At 38.5% G+C, this 14,212-nt stretch carries 16 protein-coding genes; 11 read left to right on the top strand and 5 right to left on the bottom strand.

The genetic code is table 11. From position 1 onward, the window contains the following. Position 1 precedes the first annotated feature (1 nt). Complete coding sequence (coxB, locus tag ABXT69_RS00165; protein ID WP_271558683.1) at positions 2–1,126, bottom strand: cytochrome c oxidase subunit II; 1,125 nt, start codon at positions 1,124–1,126, stop codon at positions 2–4. A gap of 325 nt (positions 1,127–1,451) precedes the next feature. On the opposite strand from coxB, the gene ABXT69_RS00160 reads away from it, so the two are divergent. Together ABXT69_RS00160 and ABXT69_RS00155 are read left to right on the top strand one after the other, a co-directional pair. Beyond that, complete coding sequence (locus tag ABXT69_RS00160) at positions 1,452–2,417, top strand: COX15/CtaA family protein (protein WP_416678102.1); 966 nt, start codon at positions 1,452–1,454, stop codon at positions 2,415–2,417. Positions 2,418–2,421: 4 nt separating this feature from the next. Continuing rightward, on the top strand, positions 2,422–3,084 hold the full coding sequence (locus tag ABXT69_RS00155) for an SCO family protein (RefSeq protein ID WP_416678101.1): 663 nt from the start codon (positions 2,422–2,424) through the stop codon (positions 3,082–3,084). On the opposite strand, the gene ABXT69_RS00150 is transcribed toward ABXT69_RS00155, so the two are convergent. Genes ABXT69_RS00150 through hisF form a run of 4 tightly spaced genes read right to left on the bottom strand, consistent with a single transcriptional unit; the run spans position 3,076 to position 5,535 of the window. Continuing rightward, positions 3,076–3,267: a DUF2970 domain-containing protein gene (locus tag ABXT69_RS00150; RefSeq protein ID WP_271537166.1), complete on the bottom strand. Its 192-nt coding sequence runs from the start codon at positions 3,265–3,267 to the stop codon at positions 3,076–3,078. The two genes, ABXT69_RS00155 and ABXT69_RS00150, sit on opposite strands and share 9 nt — an antisense overlap. 2 nt (positions 3,268–3,269) lie before the next feature. Beyond that, a complete protein-coding gene (cyoE, locus tag ABXT69_RS00145; protein WP_416678099.1) occupies positions 3,270–4,166 on the bottom strand; it encodes a heme o synthase in 897 nt (298 codons plus the stop codon). After that, a complete protein-coding gene (locus tag ABXT69_RS00140) occupies positions 4,166–4,702 on the bottom strand; it encodes a hypothetical protein (protein WP_416678098.1) in 537 nt (178 codons plus the stop codon). The genes cyoE and ABXT69_RS00140 overlap by 1 nt, the downstream gene beginning before the upstream one ends. 59 nt (positions 4,703–4,761) lie before the next feature. Then, positions 4,762–5,535, bottom strand: coding sequence for an imidazole glycerol phosphate synthase subunit HisF (hisF, locus tag ABXT69_RS00135; RefSeq protein ID WP_416678096.1), 774 nt, complete (start codon positions 5,533–5,535; stop codon positions 4,762–4,764). A gap of 127 nt (positions 5,536–5,662) precedes the next feature. Here hisF and uppS point away from each other — a divergent pair, with 127 nt between their 5' ends. The 9 genes from uppS (at position 5,663) to mutY (ending at position 14,191) form a co-directional block, all read left to right on the top strand. Beyond that, entirely contained in the window at positions 5,663–6,409 is a 747-nt protein-coding gene (uppS, locus tag ABXT69_RS00130) for a polyprenyl diphosphate synthase (RefSeq protein ID WP_416678095.1), read from the top strand. Beyond that, a complete protein-coding gene (locus ABXT69_RS00125; RefSeq protein ID WP_416678093.1) occupies positions 6,409–7,212 on the top strand; it encodes a phosphatidate cytidylyltransferase in 804 nt (267 codons plus the stop codon). The genes uppS and ABXT69_RS00125 overlap by 1 nt, the downstream gene beginning before the upstream one ends. Then, positions 7,209–8,363 (top strand): 1-deoxy-D-xylulose-5-phosphate reductoisomerase, encoded by a 1,155-nt coding sequence (gene dxr, locus ABXT69_RS00120; RefSeq protein WP_416678090.1) that lies wholly within the window; start codon positions 7,209–7,211, stop codon positions 8,361–8,363. Before ABXT69_RS00125 ends, dxr begins: the two co-directional genes overlap by 4 nt. 13 nt (positions 8,364–8,376) lie before the next feature. After that, a complete protein-coding gene (locus ABXT69_RS00115; protein WP_416678089.1) occupies positions 8,377–9,495 on the top strand; it encodes a peptidoglycan DD-metalloendopeptidase family protein in 1,119 nt (372 codons plus the stop codon). Positions 9,496–9,580: 85 nt separating this feature from the next. Further along, on the top strand, positions 9,581–10,456 hold the full coding sequence (locus tag ABXT69_RS00110) for a phosphoribosylaminoimidazolesuccinocarboxamide synthase (protein WP_416679594.1): 876 nt from the start codon (positions 9,581–9,583) through the stop codon (positions 10,454–10,456). Continuing rightward, the gene (locus ABXT69_RS00105; RefSeq protein WP_416678088.1) at positions 10,447–11,247 is read left to right on the top strand and encodes a DUF2797 domain-containing protein; all 801 of its coding nucleotides are present in this window, start codon (positions 10,447–10,449) and stop codon (positions 11,245–11,247) included. The genes ABXT69_RS00110 and ABXT69_RS00105 overlap by 10 nt, the downstream gene beginning before the upstream one ends. A gap of 7 nt (positions 11,248–11,254) precedes the next feature. Beyond that, complete coding sequence (locus tag ABXT69_RS00100) at positions 11,255–12,103, top strand: ATPase (RefSeq protein ID WP_416678087.1); 849 nt, start codon at positions 11,255–11,257, stop codon at positions 12,101–12,103. 1 nt (position 12,104) lies between these two features. Then, a complete protein-coding gene (gene metA, locus ABXT69_RS00095; protein WP_416678086.1) occupies positions 12,105–13,163 on the top strand; it encodes a homoserine O-succinyltransferase MetA in 1,059 nt (352 codons plus the stop codon). Continuing rightward, positions 13,160–14,191 (top strand): A/G-specific adenine glycosylase, encoded by a 1,032-nt coding sequence (gene mutY, locus ABXT69_RS00090; protein ID WP_416678084.1) that lies wholly within the window; start codon positions 13,160–13,162, stop codon positions 14,189–14,191. Before metA ends, mutY begins: the two co-directional genes overlap by 4 nt. The last annotated feature ends 21 nt before the right edge of the window (positions 14,192–14,212 follow it).

Raw genomic sequence — 14,212 nt, 5'->3', positions numbered from 1 at the left:
ATTAACGTGCAGATGTAACATCTGAAGGTTGAACAACTGATCCATTATTACCAAAAGATCTTCTTTCGTATGTTATTACTGCAGCTATGTCAGAATCACTTAGCGCCTTAAATGAAGGCATTCTTCCGACCACTCCATTTATAACTAGATTAAGTTGGTATGCTGCTGGGCCATTGGCTACCTCTGACCCAATCATTGCAGGAAAGACACCAGGAATACCGGTGCCGTCTTTTTGATGGCAGCCCGAACAGTTTGCGTTGTATACAGTTTCTCCCTTAGCAACAAGATCTGCCTCAGTCCAAACTTGAGTAGCGCTTGCAAGTTCAGCAACTTTTTCAGCCTGCATACTTTCAACCCACTCAGCGTAGTCAGCTTTAGAGACAACATCAACAACAATAGGCATAAATCCATGGCCTTTTCCGCACAGCTCAGCGCACTGGCCTCTATAAGTTCCAATTATGTTGGGTTTTGCCCATGCATCATTTATAAATCCTGGGTTTGCATCTTGCTTAAGGCCAAACGCTGGAACCCACCAGTTATGAATTACATCATTTGATGTAATCAAAAAACGAATTGTTGTATCTACAGGAACGACTAAACGCTTATCAACGTCGCGAAGGTAGCCGCCGTCTTTATGAACAGCTTCACGCTCTTCAGGAGTTCCCTTGATAACATCCATAGACGATTGTGCGAGATTAGAAGCAAAGCTTATGCCCTCTTCAGGATAGTCATATTGCCACTTCCACCTTACGCCAGTTACCTTTATAGTCATATCAGCCTTATCCAGAACCTCAATGTCAATAAGTGTCTTTGAAGCTGGTATAGCCATTGCGATTAGAATCAAAACTGGTATTCCTGTCCATAAAAACTCTACTGTCGTGCTCTCATGAAAGTTAGAAGCCTTAGCTCCTTTTGACTTTCTGTGCGCAATAATTGAATAAAACATTGCACCAAAAACAACAACACCAATACCGACACAAACCCAAAATACCATCATGTGAAGGCCCCAAATATCGTTACTAATATCTGTAACGCCTTTGGTCATATTGAATGTGTACTCTGCCAAGACAGACTTGGAGCTCAAAAGTGCAGTAAATGCGCCGGTAAGTTTAAACAATAATTTCATAGAATCTCCGAATTAAATCTTTGTATAGCTATATTATTAATTAGATATATAGCTCTTAAATATGCAATTTCAATTGTCAAATAAAAAATGCAATCAAATGATACCTGTTTATCGTCTTTTTACCAAGTAAAAATTCACCTTTATTCTCAATATTGGTTGAACTTTTTTCGCTTGCCACCCTAGCTTTAAAAAAGAAAGACCAAAAGATTGAAAATGCAATCAACACCCATATATATTATCAAGAAATAAAAAATAATTAACGTAATTTTTCAAAATTTAACTTGCTTCAATTAAAATATCTCTCTGACTAAACTAATTACCGACTATGTTCAATAAAACCATTAATATTTCCTTAATCTTAGCTCTTATAGTTGTCATTCTTGGGGCCTATACTCGACTTGCAGATGCAGGGCTTGGCTGCCCAGATTGGCCAGGATGTTATGGCGAGTTATTAGTTCCAGATGTTATTTCGAGTGAATATGAAAGGCCCCTTGATGTTGCTAAAGCATGGAAAGAAATGGTTCATAGGTACGCCGCCTCAATACTAGGATTTTCAATCCTTGTTATATTTTTACTGGCAGTATTTCGTAAAACCGAAAGAGAGCAATCTATTAAGCTTCCCACAGCTTTACTTTTACTGGTTGGCTTTCAAGGCGCGCTTGGAATGTGGACTGTTACCGAGCAGGTTCACCCTGGAATAGTTACCATGCATTTGTTTGGGGGCTTCTCAACAACCACTTTGTTATTTTGGCTTTTTTTGAATCAGCGTCCACAACCAAAAATTAGGCAGCCTGTTTTAAAACGCCATAAATTAATGCTCATCATAGTAACCGCTTTACTGATATTCCAAATATTTCTGGGCGGCTGGACAAGTACTAACTATGCAGCACTTTCTTGTGGTGAATATTTTCCTACTTGTTTGGGTGAGATGTGGCCTGAAGACATGGACTTTAAAAATGCCTATTATTGGGGTGAGCTTGGAGTTGATTATGAGTTTGGAATTTTGGAAAATCAAACTAGAACCGCCATTCAGATGGTACATAGAGTTGGTGCGCTAGTTGTTACTGCAGCGATAATAGCTTTATCTTTTGCCCTAAAAAACTACCTGGCTTTTCAGAAAAACATTGTCATAGTTCTGGCTCTTTTAGGTGTTCAGGTTGCACTTGGTATTATAAATGTAGTCATGTCACTACCAATGTTTGCTGCAGTAATGCACAACGCAGTTGCTCTTTTTCTTTTATTAAGCCTAATAAGCCTCGCACATAGAATGTTTAATCAAAATACTGCCTAATAATATGAACAAAACTGCCCAAATATCTTTACTTTTTGTAGTCACAATTGCAGCTATAGCTACTTTTTTTTATGGTGGTGGTAAGCCAAATATGCAGGATCTCAAAAAATCTGTTGCCCCTGCAGCATCTCTATATCCTGAGGCAAAGTCTGTTTCGGAGAAGCTAAACTTTATTAATGATGGGTCAATAGCGACGCACTTATCAGATGTGTCTCAAGGAAAATGGGTGCTATTATATTTTGGCTACACATCATGTCCAGAGGTTTGCCCAATAGACCTTTCAAAGATCAATCTGACATACCAGTTGATGGAAAATCAAAAGAAACTTCAAGTTGTTTTTATATCAGTAGACCCTATGCGTGATATTGGTAAGCTTGATCAGTTTGCAGGCACCTTTAATCCTACCTTTTTAGGTTTGACCGCTCATCAAGATGAGCTAATGTCAATTAGCAGCTCGTTAGGGGTTTATCATGAAGTAGTTGAGTCACAAAAATTAGCGCTGGAAGATCATAGCAATCATGATCATGGTGATCACTATGACATTGACCATACAAGCAGCTACTTACTTTTCAACCCAGAATTAAAGCTCACAGCTCTTTTGACAAGTCCTCATGAGCCTATAGAAATGGCAAAGGCAATTGATATAATTATCGAAAATCTAAGGTAATACAAGCCTAACTGCAAATAGAATAGTTCCAATAAAAAGTGCTGTCATAATAATTCCAACAATAACGTAAGGCCAAGGGCCAGTCTTCTCCGTAGACTCAAAATCTTGCGCTAAATGTTTCTTTTTTCCCACCCCAATCATTGCAGAAGCTACTGCTCTAAAAACTTGTAATAAAGATCCCATTACTAGGAAGAAACTCCAAAGGTCATCAAAAGATAGTGATCAAGCAGCAAGGCTAGAAACAAAACCATTAAATAATTAATTGAGAATTTAAAGGTTTTAAATGCAATGTGAGGATTTTCAGGCTCTATAAAAATCTTAATAGAGTAGCCTAAAAATAGTGCTCCTAGAGTTGCAGCTGAAACTAAGTAAATTAAACCGCTCATACCTGTCAGGTAAGGCAGCAGAGCAACCAAAAATAATAGCACTGTATATAAAAGAATTTGTACTCGAGTGAATTCAAGGCCATGGGTAACTGGAAGCATTGGTATTTCAGCTTTCTTATATTCTTCTCGCCTATGAATTGCTAACGCCCAAAAGTGCGGAGGCGTCCAAATAAAGACAATTAAAAAAAGCAAAAGCGCATATTCAATGCCCTGGGATCCTGCTATAGAGGTCCATCCAAGAACTGGAGGCGCAGCGCCTGCGGCGCCGCCAATAACTATATTTTGAGGTGTTGCTCTCTTTAGATACATTGTATAAAAAACAGCGTAGCCGATCAAAGAAATAAGCGTCAAAATTGCAGTCAATAAGTTAACATAAATTACCAATAATGTAATGCCTACAATGCCTAAAAAGAACCCCCATATCAGCGCTTGGTTTCGTGTTACTCTTCCCTCAGGCAGGGGACGTCGATCGGTACGAGACATCTTTGTATCAATTTTTTCGTCGACCACGTGGTTAAAAACTGCAGCGGACATTGCGGCTAATGATATTCCTGCAGATGCGACAACAATTAGAAAGAGATTAGGAAGGTATGGCACTGCTAACAGCATTCCAACAACAGCCGTAAGCAAAATCAGCGAGACAACTTTCAGCTTACAAAGCCCCAAGAGGTCTCTAAGAGAGGGAAGACTGCCCATTAGCCTATCCTTGAATATTTAAGTAGGCGCTTAAGATCCTTTAGCACGAACTTAATGTTGATCTCTTTTGAGTTGTAGTACAGCATAAAGTTACCAATTGGGTCAATTAGAAAAATTGAGTTTTCAGGAAACTCTGCAAGCTTAGCAGCTAACTTTTTATTAGTAACTCTAGCTATAAGTAAGTTTTCATCGCTAACCATAGGTAGCGAACCATCTTCAGCAATCAAAACTCTTTGAATTCTTCGCATGTCCATGTTTATGAGGGTGCGGATCGTTTTAATATCTGCTAAGGCCTGTTCACAAATGCTATCACAGTTTTTTGAAGCGTATGCAAGCGTCCAAAAGCCATTAAATGTGGCATCGTCTTCAAATTCAATATCGGCTTTTTCAGTTGTTATAACTGGGCGAATAAGCTCACCATAGTTAACTGTATTCTGACTGAAATAAGTCGGATTCAAATAAAAAAATAAAGTACCAATGGCTATGGGCAGAATAAATATCGATAACAATACCCAAAAATCTTTTTTTACTGTCATTTGTTCCCTAGAGTCAAAACTGCGTAATGATACGCTTATGAACTTAAAAACTCAACCAGCTAAAGCCTAACTTCTATGCCTTTTTCTCGCATTGCTTTTTTAGCTTCTTCTATAGTAAACTCTCCAAAGTGAAAGATGCTAGCAGCAAGAACTGCATCGGCTCCGCCATCAATAACACCCTCAGATAAGTGTGATAAATTACCAACCCCGCCAGAGGCAATTAAGGGAACGTTAACCGCATTAGAAACTGCCTTAGTTAGCTCAAGATCAAATCCATTTTTAGTGCCGTCCCTGTCCATTGATGTTAGAAGAATTTCTCCAGCACCATTTTCTCCTTCTGTCATTTTTATGGCCCAATCTATGGCATTAATACCTGTAGGTTTTCGCCCTCCATGGGTGAATATTTCCCATTTCAACGGATTAGAGGACGCTCGCTTTGCATCAATAGCTATAACGATACACTGCGAGCCAAATATAGCGCAAAGCTCATTAATAAGTTTTGGGTTAAAAATTGCAGCAGAGTTCACTGCAACTTTATCAGCGCCCGCCATTAACATTGCTCGAACATCATCAGCCTTTCGAATGCCGCCGCCAACAGTGAGCGGAATAAAGACCTGATTAGCAATCCTCTCAACCATTTCTATCGTGGTGTTTCTTCCTTCATGTGATGCTGTAATATCTAGAAATGTTATTTCGTCAGCACCTTCATTATCATAACGCTTTGCCACCTCAACCGGATCCCCAGCATCTTTAATATCAATAAACTTGACGCCTTTGACAACCCTACCATCGCGGACATCTAAGCATGGGATTATTCTTTTTGCTAAGCTCATGAAGCATTATTTTACCGCATAAACCTAGTCAGATTTTTTAGTGCATTATGTTAATGATAGTATCAAACCCCATCAATGGATACTTTGGATTAGGTTTAGAAGGCCCTAATAGGTATAATTGCGCTCCATGACTGAAAAAAAACTAGGCTCATTTAAAGACGAAAAACTACCGCTCCAGCATATAGCTATCATTATGGATGGAAATGGAAGATGGGCAAAATCAAAGCACCTTCCTCGCTCAAGTGGCCACCAAAAAGGGGTTCAAAGTGTTAGAAAAATTGTTAAGCATTGTGGTCAGTTGGGTGTTAATACATTAACTCTATTTGCCTTTAGTAGTGAAAACTTAAATCGTTCTAGTGAAGAAGTTGGACTTTTATTCAAGCTTTTTTTAACTGTTTTGAAAAATGAAACAACGAAACTAAACGATAACAATATTAAGCTTAAAATTATAGGAGATCTTTCCGTTTTTACTCCTGAAATACAGCGGCTAGCTATTGATGCAGAAAAACAACTCAAAAATAATAATGGCCTCAATCTTGTTATAGCTGCAAACTATGGTGGTCAGTGGGATATCGCAGAATCTGCCAAAAAAATTGCTATTAAGTCTGTCAACGGAGAAATCGATCCTGAAAAAATTGATGCTTCCGTTTTCCACGCGCATTCTTCTCTTGCAGATTTCCCTAAAGTAGACTTGTTAATTAGAACAAGTGGAGAAGTAAGGATAAGCAACTTCTTGCTGTGGGAGATTGCTTATAGTGAACTATATTTCTGTAACACCTTGTGGCCTGACTTTGATGAGCATGAACTAGATGCTGCCATAGAGTCCTTTCACTTGAGAGAGCGCCGATTTGGAAAGCGAAATGGTGGAAAGTAATGCTTCTTAAGAGAATCTTAACGGCCTCTATTGTTGCGCCAATTGCAGTTTTTGGTATCTTGTTATTGACTCAAACTAGCTTTGCATTAGCCGTTGCTTTAATTCTTATTATTAGTTCTTGGGAGTACTGCAATCTAATTCAAATAAAGCATTTAGCAGGCAAGACTCTTTATGCTTTACTTATATTATTAGTAACCTATTTTCTAAGTAATGCTTTTTCAAATTTAACTATCTTATATGCTGCTGCAATTTGGTGGTTAATCGCCTTAGTTTGGGTAGTAATATTTCCAAAAGGCTCTCACCTACTCAGAAAAAATTTATTAGTTAAGCTAGTCAACGGTTTGTTTATCTTTGTGCCAATGGCAATCGCATTAATGGCACTTCACTTGTTAGACCCCATGCTAGTCTTGTTTCTTTTGATTTTAATCTGGGCGGCAGATATCGGCGCTTATTTTGCAGGTAAGCTTTTTGGTAAAACTAAGTTGTGTCCAAGTGTTAGTCCTGGAAAAACACTAGAAGGAGTATTTGGTGGGGCTGCTCTTGCTCAAGTGGTTGCTATTTTGTACGTATATGTTTCAACCCAAGCGCCGTTATTGGGTGATTTTTTAATATTTAGTTTTATAGCCCTGGTGATTTCACTTGTGTCAGTTCTTGGTGACTTATTTGAGAGCGTTTTAAAGCGCATTGCAGAAGTAAAAGATAGTGGTAATATCCTTCCTGGACACGGCGGAATACTAGATAGAGTAGATAGCTTAACATCGTCTGCTCCGATATTTTTTCTTTTAATTGTGTTCTTGCTATGAAAAATGTAGCTATTTTAGGGGCAACGGGCTCAATTGGACTAAACACACTAGCTGTTATGTCACTTCATCCAGAAAAATATAACGTCTTTGCCTTAACGGCAAATAATAGCTGGAGGGAAATGGAAAAGCTTTGCATTAAGCACATGCCAAAATTTGTAGTAATGGCTAATGAAGCGGCTGCAGAGAGCTTAAGAAAAGTTGTGCCAGAAGGGGTTATCGTTTTACAAGGTGAGGGCGCTTTAAATGATATAGCCTCTCATAAAAATACAGATTTTGTTATGGCGGCAATAGTTGGAAGCGCTGGACTATCCTCAACTTTTGCAGCGGTGACCTCAGGAAAAAGAGTTATGCTTGCAAATAAGGAGTCTCTAGTCCTAGGTGGTAATTTATTAGTTGCTGCCGCCAAAGAGTCTGGTGCAGAATTAATCCCTGTGGACTCAGAACATAGCGCAATATTTCAATGCCTACAGGGTGGCAAACAAGGTCTTAATAAAATACAGCTAACTGCGTCAGGTGGTCCTTTTCTAAAAACACCAATAGCAGAACTTAACAAAGCAACCCCAAAACAGGCCTGCGCCCACCCAAAATGGAAAATGGGCCAAAAAATATCAGTTGACTCTGCTACCATGATGAACAAAGGCCTTGAGGTAATTGAAGCTCACTTCCTATTTCAACTTTCATCTTCTAAAATCGAGGTAGTAATTCATCCCCAAAGTATTATTCACTCGTTTGTTTATTTTAATGATGGCAGTGTATTGTCACAACTTGGGCTGCCAGACATGAGAAGCGCAATATCTTATGCGCTATCCTATCCAAACCGGCAAACTTCTGGTGTTAAAGAACTTGATCTTACCAAGCAAACATCACTAGAATTTTTATCGCCCGATATTGATAGGTTTAAGTGCCTAGGACTAGCATATGATGCTTTAGAACAAGGGCAGAGCTCCCCTGGAACGCTTAATGCTGCTAATGAGATTGCTGTAGACGCTTTTTTAAATAAAAAAATAGGGTTTCTAGACATTAGCAAAACTATAGAAAAAACCTTATCTATAGCCCCTATTTCAAGGCTTGACACGCTTGCAAGTGTTGTGGAAAATGACTATCTTTCTCGTCAAATAGCTCGGTCTGTTATTGAGCCGAGTTTTTCATAACAAACCGCCCTAAATGTATAAATCTTTCTTAATCACCTTGTTATTATTTTGCGTTTTTTTAAGCGCTCCTTCTGCTGCCAGTGGAACACATGACTATAGCTTTAAAGTATCAAGAGGTGATGCGTTTTACAAATTCTTCTTTAGCACAGGCCTATCAGGTGAGCTTCTCAAAAAACTAATGGCCTCTGATGAAAGGGCTCAGAGGCTCAACAATATTTATCCTGGTGATAAGTTTAGGATAACCCTTAACGATAATCATGAGCTAGACCAAATCATTTATAGTCCAGCTAATGATAACCCTCTATTTATAACCTTTGATGGCCAATCTTTTAATTATGGAAAGGCCAGCATCCAGCCAATTGGGAAATTATCTCAAACCATAATTACAATCAAAAAGTCTCTAAACTATGACGCCAAAAAAGCTGGGGTAGCTGCTGAAGTTACTAAAATGATGGTTGATAACTTTTCATGGGAGATGGACCTTAGTAGAGATCTAAGAAAGGGAGATAAATTTATGTTGTCTTGGGATGGGGGAAAAACGCCAATTGCAATGGTTTATGTTGGGAGTAGAAAAACTATTGCACTTTTTTCATATAAAAATACCCTTGGTCAAAATAAATACTTTACCTCAAAGGGCGCCACTATAAACGACACCTTTGCATTTGCGCCTGCGAAATATAATCGAATTAGCTCTGGCTTTACAAAAAGACGCTTTCATCCTACGCTCAAGATTTATCGCTCTCATCGAGGCACTGATTTTGCCGCCCCCTCTGGGACACCGGTCTACGCGCCTGCAAAAGGAATTGTGAAATATAAAGCCACGTTATCTGGCTATGGTAACGTTATCTATTTAAAGCATGGCTCCAACTATCTTACCGTCTATGCCCACCTATCAAAATTTGCTAAAGGCCTAAAGTCTGGAAAAAAGGTTAAAAAAAGTCAACTAATTGGGTATGTAGGCTCTACAGGTCAATCAACTGGGCCCCATCTTCATTATGAAATTCGAGTTAATGGGATCCACAAAGATCCTGAAAAAATAAAATTACCTAAACAATCTTTCGTGCCAACCAGTGCTATGCCAGAGTTTCAAAAAAGAGCAAAAAAAATTCTTCAGGACTTAAATATAAAGTAACGCTCTTTTGCTCTTCAGTTTTATCAATACCCCAGCTACAGCGCAATCGATTAAAATAAATGCTTTAGTTCGTTTTATGGTTATTATGCATTCTAATTTGCAAACAAAGCTATCTCTGCCTCTTCTTCATCGCGGCAAGGTGAGGGATATATTTGATATTGACAAAGACAACATGCTTATAGTTACAACCGATAGGCTTTCAGCTTTTGATGTTGTTTTTGACCAGCCTATTCCAGAAAAAGGAAAAATTCTCACATCAATAGCAAACTATTGGTTTGATAAAACTGAGCACATTATTCAAAACCACCTAACAAACATTGGCCTTGATGAAGTGTTGCCAGGTAATGAGGCTGAAGCGCTTGAAGGAAGGGCAATTGTTGTAAAAAAGCTCAAACCACTACCTATTGAAGCTGTTGTAAGAGGCTACTTAATTGGCTCTGGCTGGAAAGAATACTTAGGGTCTGGGTCTGTTTGTGGAATAGACCTCCCTCCTAATATGGTGCTTGCTGAAAAACTTAAAAGCCCTATTTTTACTCCTTCTTCAAAAGCTGCAGCTGGTGAGCATGATGCCAATATATCTTTCAAAGAGGTTGTTTCGCTAGTGGGCGAAGATATTGCAGAGCAAATCAAAAAAATAAGCCTTGCTCTTTATAATTTTGCGGAAAAACATGCGCTATCTTGCAGCGTTATTATTGCTGACACAAAGTTTGAATTTGGCCTAGATTCTGAAAATAAACTGACTCTCATGGATGAAATTTTAACTCCAGATTCTTCAAGATTTTGGTCTTTGGCCGACTATTCTTCAGGGAAAAGTCCAAAAAGCTTTGATAAACAAATTATTAGAGACTATCTTGAAACGCTTGACTGGAATAAAACCCCTCCTGCGCCTATAATTCCAGAGTCAATTATGAACAAAACTGCTGAAAAATATAGGAACATTCAATCGATATTATGCAGTTAAGTGGCCACATAAAAATGATGAACACCTCTCTTGAGGGGAGCAGCGCTAAATATAGCCTTCCTATTGGAGATAATCTAATTGACATGAATGCTTTTGTAGGAAAGCATATTGAGCTCAAATATAATGACGTAATACTTTGTGCTAATTGTGGAGTGAGGACTAAAAAAAGCTGGTCTGGGGGCTATTGCTTTCCCTGTACACAAGTTTTAGCTAGATGCGACTTATGCATCATGAGGCCTGAGACTTGTCACTATTCTGAGGGCACTTGTAGAGAGCCTCAATGGGGCCTTAACTACTGTTTTCAGCCAACTATTATTTATCTTGCAAACACATCTAAGCCTAAGGTTGGAATCACCAATAAAAAAAGGATTTATAGCCGCTGGATTGAACAAGGAGCCGTTTCTGCGCTGCCTATAATTGAGGCAAAGTCGCGTCTAGACTCCGGGAAGATTGAGGTTGCATTAAAACAATTTGTTGCCGACAAAACAAATTGGCGAAATATGCTTAAAAATGAAGTGGAGCCATCAGATCTTACCTCTCTAAAAGAGACATTACTTGGTGAAATTGCAGGCACAATAAAAGAAACTGGGGCTACAGTACTTAGTGATGATGAGGTAAATATAAACTACCCTGTGCTAAAATATCCTACAAAAGTTGTGTCTTTAAACTTTGATAAAACGCCTATCATTACAGGAGTTCTAGAAGGCATAAAAGGACAATATTTGTTGCTAGACAGTGGTGTGCTTAATATAAGAAAATTTAGTTCATATCACCTTGCAATCAGCAGCTGATGGACTAATGAAAGTCAATATGATAAATTCTGCCAAACAATTTATAAATCAAAAAAATAAGCGATTAACGCTTCTTGGCATGTCTGGCGTAGGCAAGACTCATCTTGCTAAACTTATTGGCGAAGAAGGTGGGTGGTACCATTTTTCTGGAGATTATAGAATTGGAGCGACTCATCTTAAAGAAGCCATCATTAATAATGTAGCTAATAAAATGAAAAATGATTCATGGCTTAAGCCACTTCTAGAAAACAACTCTATAAGTGTTAATAGTCAAGTTACTTTTGAAAACTTAGAGCCAATTTCTGCGTTTCTTGGAAAAGTTGGTAATCCTGAAGAAGGCGGCCTTCCAATTGAGGAGTTTATTCACCGGCAAAGTCTTTTTTTGGAAGCAGAAAAAAAGACAATGTATGAGGTTCCTCATTTTATTAATCAGTCTTTAAAAGACGGTTATGCTCATTTTATTAACGATGCTGGGGGAAGTCTGTGTGAGCTAGAAGACAGAAAACTTTATCAACTGCTGGCAGAAAAAACACTAATTATTTATATTAAAACAAGCAAGGAAAATGAGAGATTACTGATTGATAGAGCTAAAAACCAGCTAAAGCCAATGTACTATAACCCAAAGTTTTTTGAGGAAGCTCTTCACTCCTACTTGAAAGAAAATAGTTTAGCTTACGCAGCTCAAATTAACCCAAATGCTTTTGTTAGCTGGGTGTTTCCAAAACTAGTTGCAGATAGGCTTAAAAAATACAACGCACTTGCGGATGAATACGGCTGCACAATAGAAAGTGATGCGCTTCATAAGTGCGGTTCTGCAAAGGACGTCTTAAATTTAATCTCTAGCGCGCTTAAATAACATGCCTCTAATAGCACACTCTAAACTACCTTCATTTGAACGTCTTGCAAAACAAGGCGAAACAATTCTTTCTATTGAGAGGGCGCAACATCAAACCATTAGAGAACTTCATATTGGGTTATTAAATATGATGCCCGATTCTGCGCTTGAAGCAACAGAGAGGCAATTTTTTCGATTAATAGGCCATTCAAATCAAATTGCTCAGTTTTATGTCCACCCTTTTTCACTTTCAAGCATCAAAAGAGGAAAACATGCGATAGCGCACATTAAAGAACACTATAGAACCTTTGAAGAAATTAAACTTCAAGGGCTTGATGCACTAATTATTACGGGCGCTAATGTGACTGATCCAGACCTTCAGCTCGCTCCATTTTATGAACAGCTGAGAGAGGTGGTTGACTGGTCTTATGAAAACGTAACCTCAACCTTGTGTTCTTGTCTTGCAACCCATGCTGTTTTAGAGTTTAAGTATGGCCAGAAAAGAAAGGCCGTTGGAAAAAAACATTGGGGCGTGTTTCCTCATCAGGTAATTGACAGGACGCATCCTCTTGTCAAAGGCGTAAACACTCGCTTTGACATACCGCACTCACGATTTAATGAGGTCACTGAATCCCAATTTGAAGAGGCAAAGGCTGTAGTTTTAGCTAAAAGCCCAATTGGTGTTCACCTTGCTGTCAGTCCTGATCTTTTTAGAATTGTCTTCTTTCAAGGGCACCCTGAGTATGACTCCATCAGCCTTTTAAAGGAATATAAGAGAGAAGTTTCACTTTACCTCGAAAAAAGTACCTCAGACTACCCTCCATTTCCAAGCAATTATTTATCACTACAAAGTCGCGCTATTTTGACAGAGTATCGCGCTAGGCTTATAAATAAAACAGCGACTATTAAAGAATTTCCAGAAGAGCTTCTTACAAAAACCCTAGACAACACCTGGCATGATAGTGCTAGTGCTATTATTAATAACTGGATTGGCTGTGTTTATCAGGTAACTAATGAAAACATTAGAAAGCCTTTTATGCAGACTATTGACCCAAATAATCCACTAAACCTAGAGAAGTGACGGAGTTAACGAGCGGCCTCTTAAATTGGTTTATAAAAAATGGCAGAAAAAACCTGCCTTGGCAGTCTAACCCTCCAAATTGCTATCATGTATGGCTATCTGAGGTTATGTTGCAACAAACTCAAGTTAAAACTGTTATTGATTATTTCAACAACTTCATTAAAAAATTTCCAGACATAGCTTCGCTCGCCAATGCAAGCGAGGACGATGTTTTGGCTGCATGGGCTGGCCTTGGTTACTATAGCCGAGCTCGTAATTTGCATAAAACTGCTCAAATTACTTTATCTCTTTACGGTGGTATTTTTCCAACAACCTATTCAGAAGTTATAGCCCTTCCTGGAGTTGGTAAGTCTACTGCTGGAGCCATTTTATCTCTTACGTTCAACCAGCCATATGCAATCCTTGATGGGAATGTAAAGCGTGTCTTGGCAAGATATCACAGGGTAGAGGGTCACTACAGCTCGAGTAATGTAATGAATGAATTATGGCGGCTTGCAGAGCTTCATACGCCTGAAAAGCAAAATGCAGAATATACACAAGCAATAATGGATGTTGGGGCTACTGTTTGCACCCCAAGAAAACCAAACTGTCAAAGCTGCCCTATATCAAAAAATTGTGACGCCTTTATTCATAATCAACAGGACATCTATCCAAATAAAAGGCCTAAAAAAATGAAACCCGAACGAAATATTGTATTCTTAATTTATAAAAATGAAAAGGGTGAAATTTATCTTAAAAAAAGACCAAATGAAGGAATTTGGGGTGGGCTATGGAGCTTTGCTGAGTGCTCAGAAAACGAATCAGAAATAGAAGAGAAAATTATTAGTCACAACCCTAAGGCAAAAATCGTCGAGTCACTTACTAAATTCAAACATGCATTTAGTCATTACACTCTTTGGATTAGTCCAATTATTGTAAGCTCCCCAGGATCGTCTGATAATTACTACAAAACACATAATATTGCTCTTGGTGTTCCTGCACCAGTTAAAAAAATTATTCATTCACTTGATTTACTAAATCATCATTAAAGCAGTGAGTAAAATAACATA

It is taken from the genome of Candidatus Pseudothioglobus sp. Uisw_016, assembly GCF_048087635.1.
GTDB lineage: Bacteria > Pseudomonadota > Gammaproteobacteria > PS1 > Pseudothioglobaceae > Pseudothioglobus.
Note: the sequence above shows the minus strand (reverse complement) of the source record. Positions and strands in the feature narration are given on the sequence as shown.

What these genes read in the sequence shown, in the direction of transcription:
- coxB (WP_271558683.1), bottom strand. Translation starts at nt 1,126, where the DNA reads ATGAAATTATTGTTTAAACTTACCGGCGCATTTACTGCACTTTTGAGC.
- ABXT69_RS00160 (WP_416678102.1), top strand. Translation starts at nt 1,452, where the DNA reads ATGTTCAATAAAACCATTAATATTTCCTTAATCTTAGCTCTTATAGTT.
- ABXT69_RS00155 (WP_416678101.1), top strand. Translation starts at nt 2,422, where the DNA reads ATGAACAAAACTGCCCAAATATCTTTACTTTTTGTAGTCACAATTGCA.
- ABXT69_RS00150 (WP_271537166.1), bottom strand. Translation starts at nt 3,267, where the DNA reads ATGGGATCTTTATTACAAGTTTTTAGAGCAGTAGCTTCTGCAATGATT.
- cyoE (WP_416678099.1), bottom strand. Translation starts at nt 4,166, where the DNA reads ATGGGCAGTCTTCCCTCTCTTAGAGACCTCTTGGGGCTTTGTAAGCTG.
- ABXT69_RS00140 (WP_416678098.1), bottom strand. Translation starts at nt 4,702, where the DNA reads ATGACAGTAAAAAAAGATTTTTGGGTATTGTTATCGATATTTATTCTG.
- hisF (WP_416678096.1), bottom strand. Translation starts at nt 5,535, where the DNA reads ATGAGCTTAGCAAAAAGAATAATCCCATGCTTAGATGTCCGCGATGGT.
- uppS (WP_416678095.1), top strand. Translation starts at nt 5,663, where the DNA reads ATGACTGAAAAAAAACTAGGCTCATTTAAAGACGAAAAACTACCGCTC.
- ABXT69_RS00125 (WP_416678093.1), top strand. Translation starts at nt 6,409, where the DNA reads ATGCTTCTTAAGAGAATCTTAACGGCCTCTATTGTTGCGCCAATTGCA.
- dxr (WP_416678090.1), top strand. Translation starts at nt 7,209, where the DNA reads ATGAAAAATGTAGCTATTTTAGGGGCAACGGGCTCAATTGGACTAAAC.
- ABXT69_RS00115 (WP_416678089.1), top strand. Translation starts at nt 8,377, where the DNA reads ATGTATAAATCTTTCTTAATCACCTTGTTATTATTTTGCGTTTTTTTA.
- ABXT69_RS00110 (WP_416679594.1), top strand. Translation starts at nt 9,581, where the DNA reads ATGCATTCTAATTTGCAAACAAAGCTATCTCTGCCTCTTCTTCATCGC.
- ABXT69_RS00105 (WP_416678088.1), top strand. Translation starts at nt 10,447, where the DNA reads ATGCAGTTAAGTGGCCACATAAAAATGATGAACACCTCTCTTGAGGGG.
- ABXT69_RS00100 (WP_416678087.1), top strand. Translation starts at nt 11,255, where the DNA reads ATGAAAGTCAATATGATAAATTCTGCCAAACAATTTATAAATCAAAAA.
- metA (WP_416678086.1), top strand. Translation starts at nt 12,105, where the DNA reads ATGCCTCTAATAGCACACTCTAAACTACCTTCATTTGAACGTCTTGCA.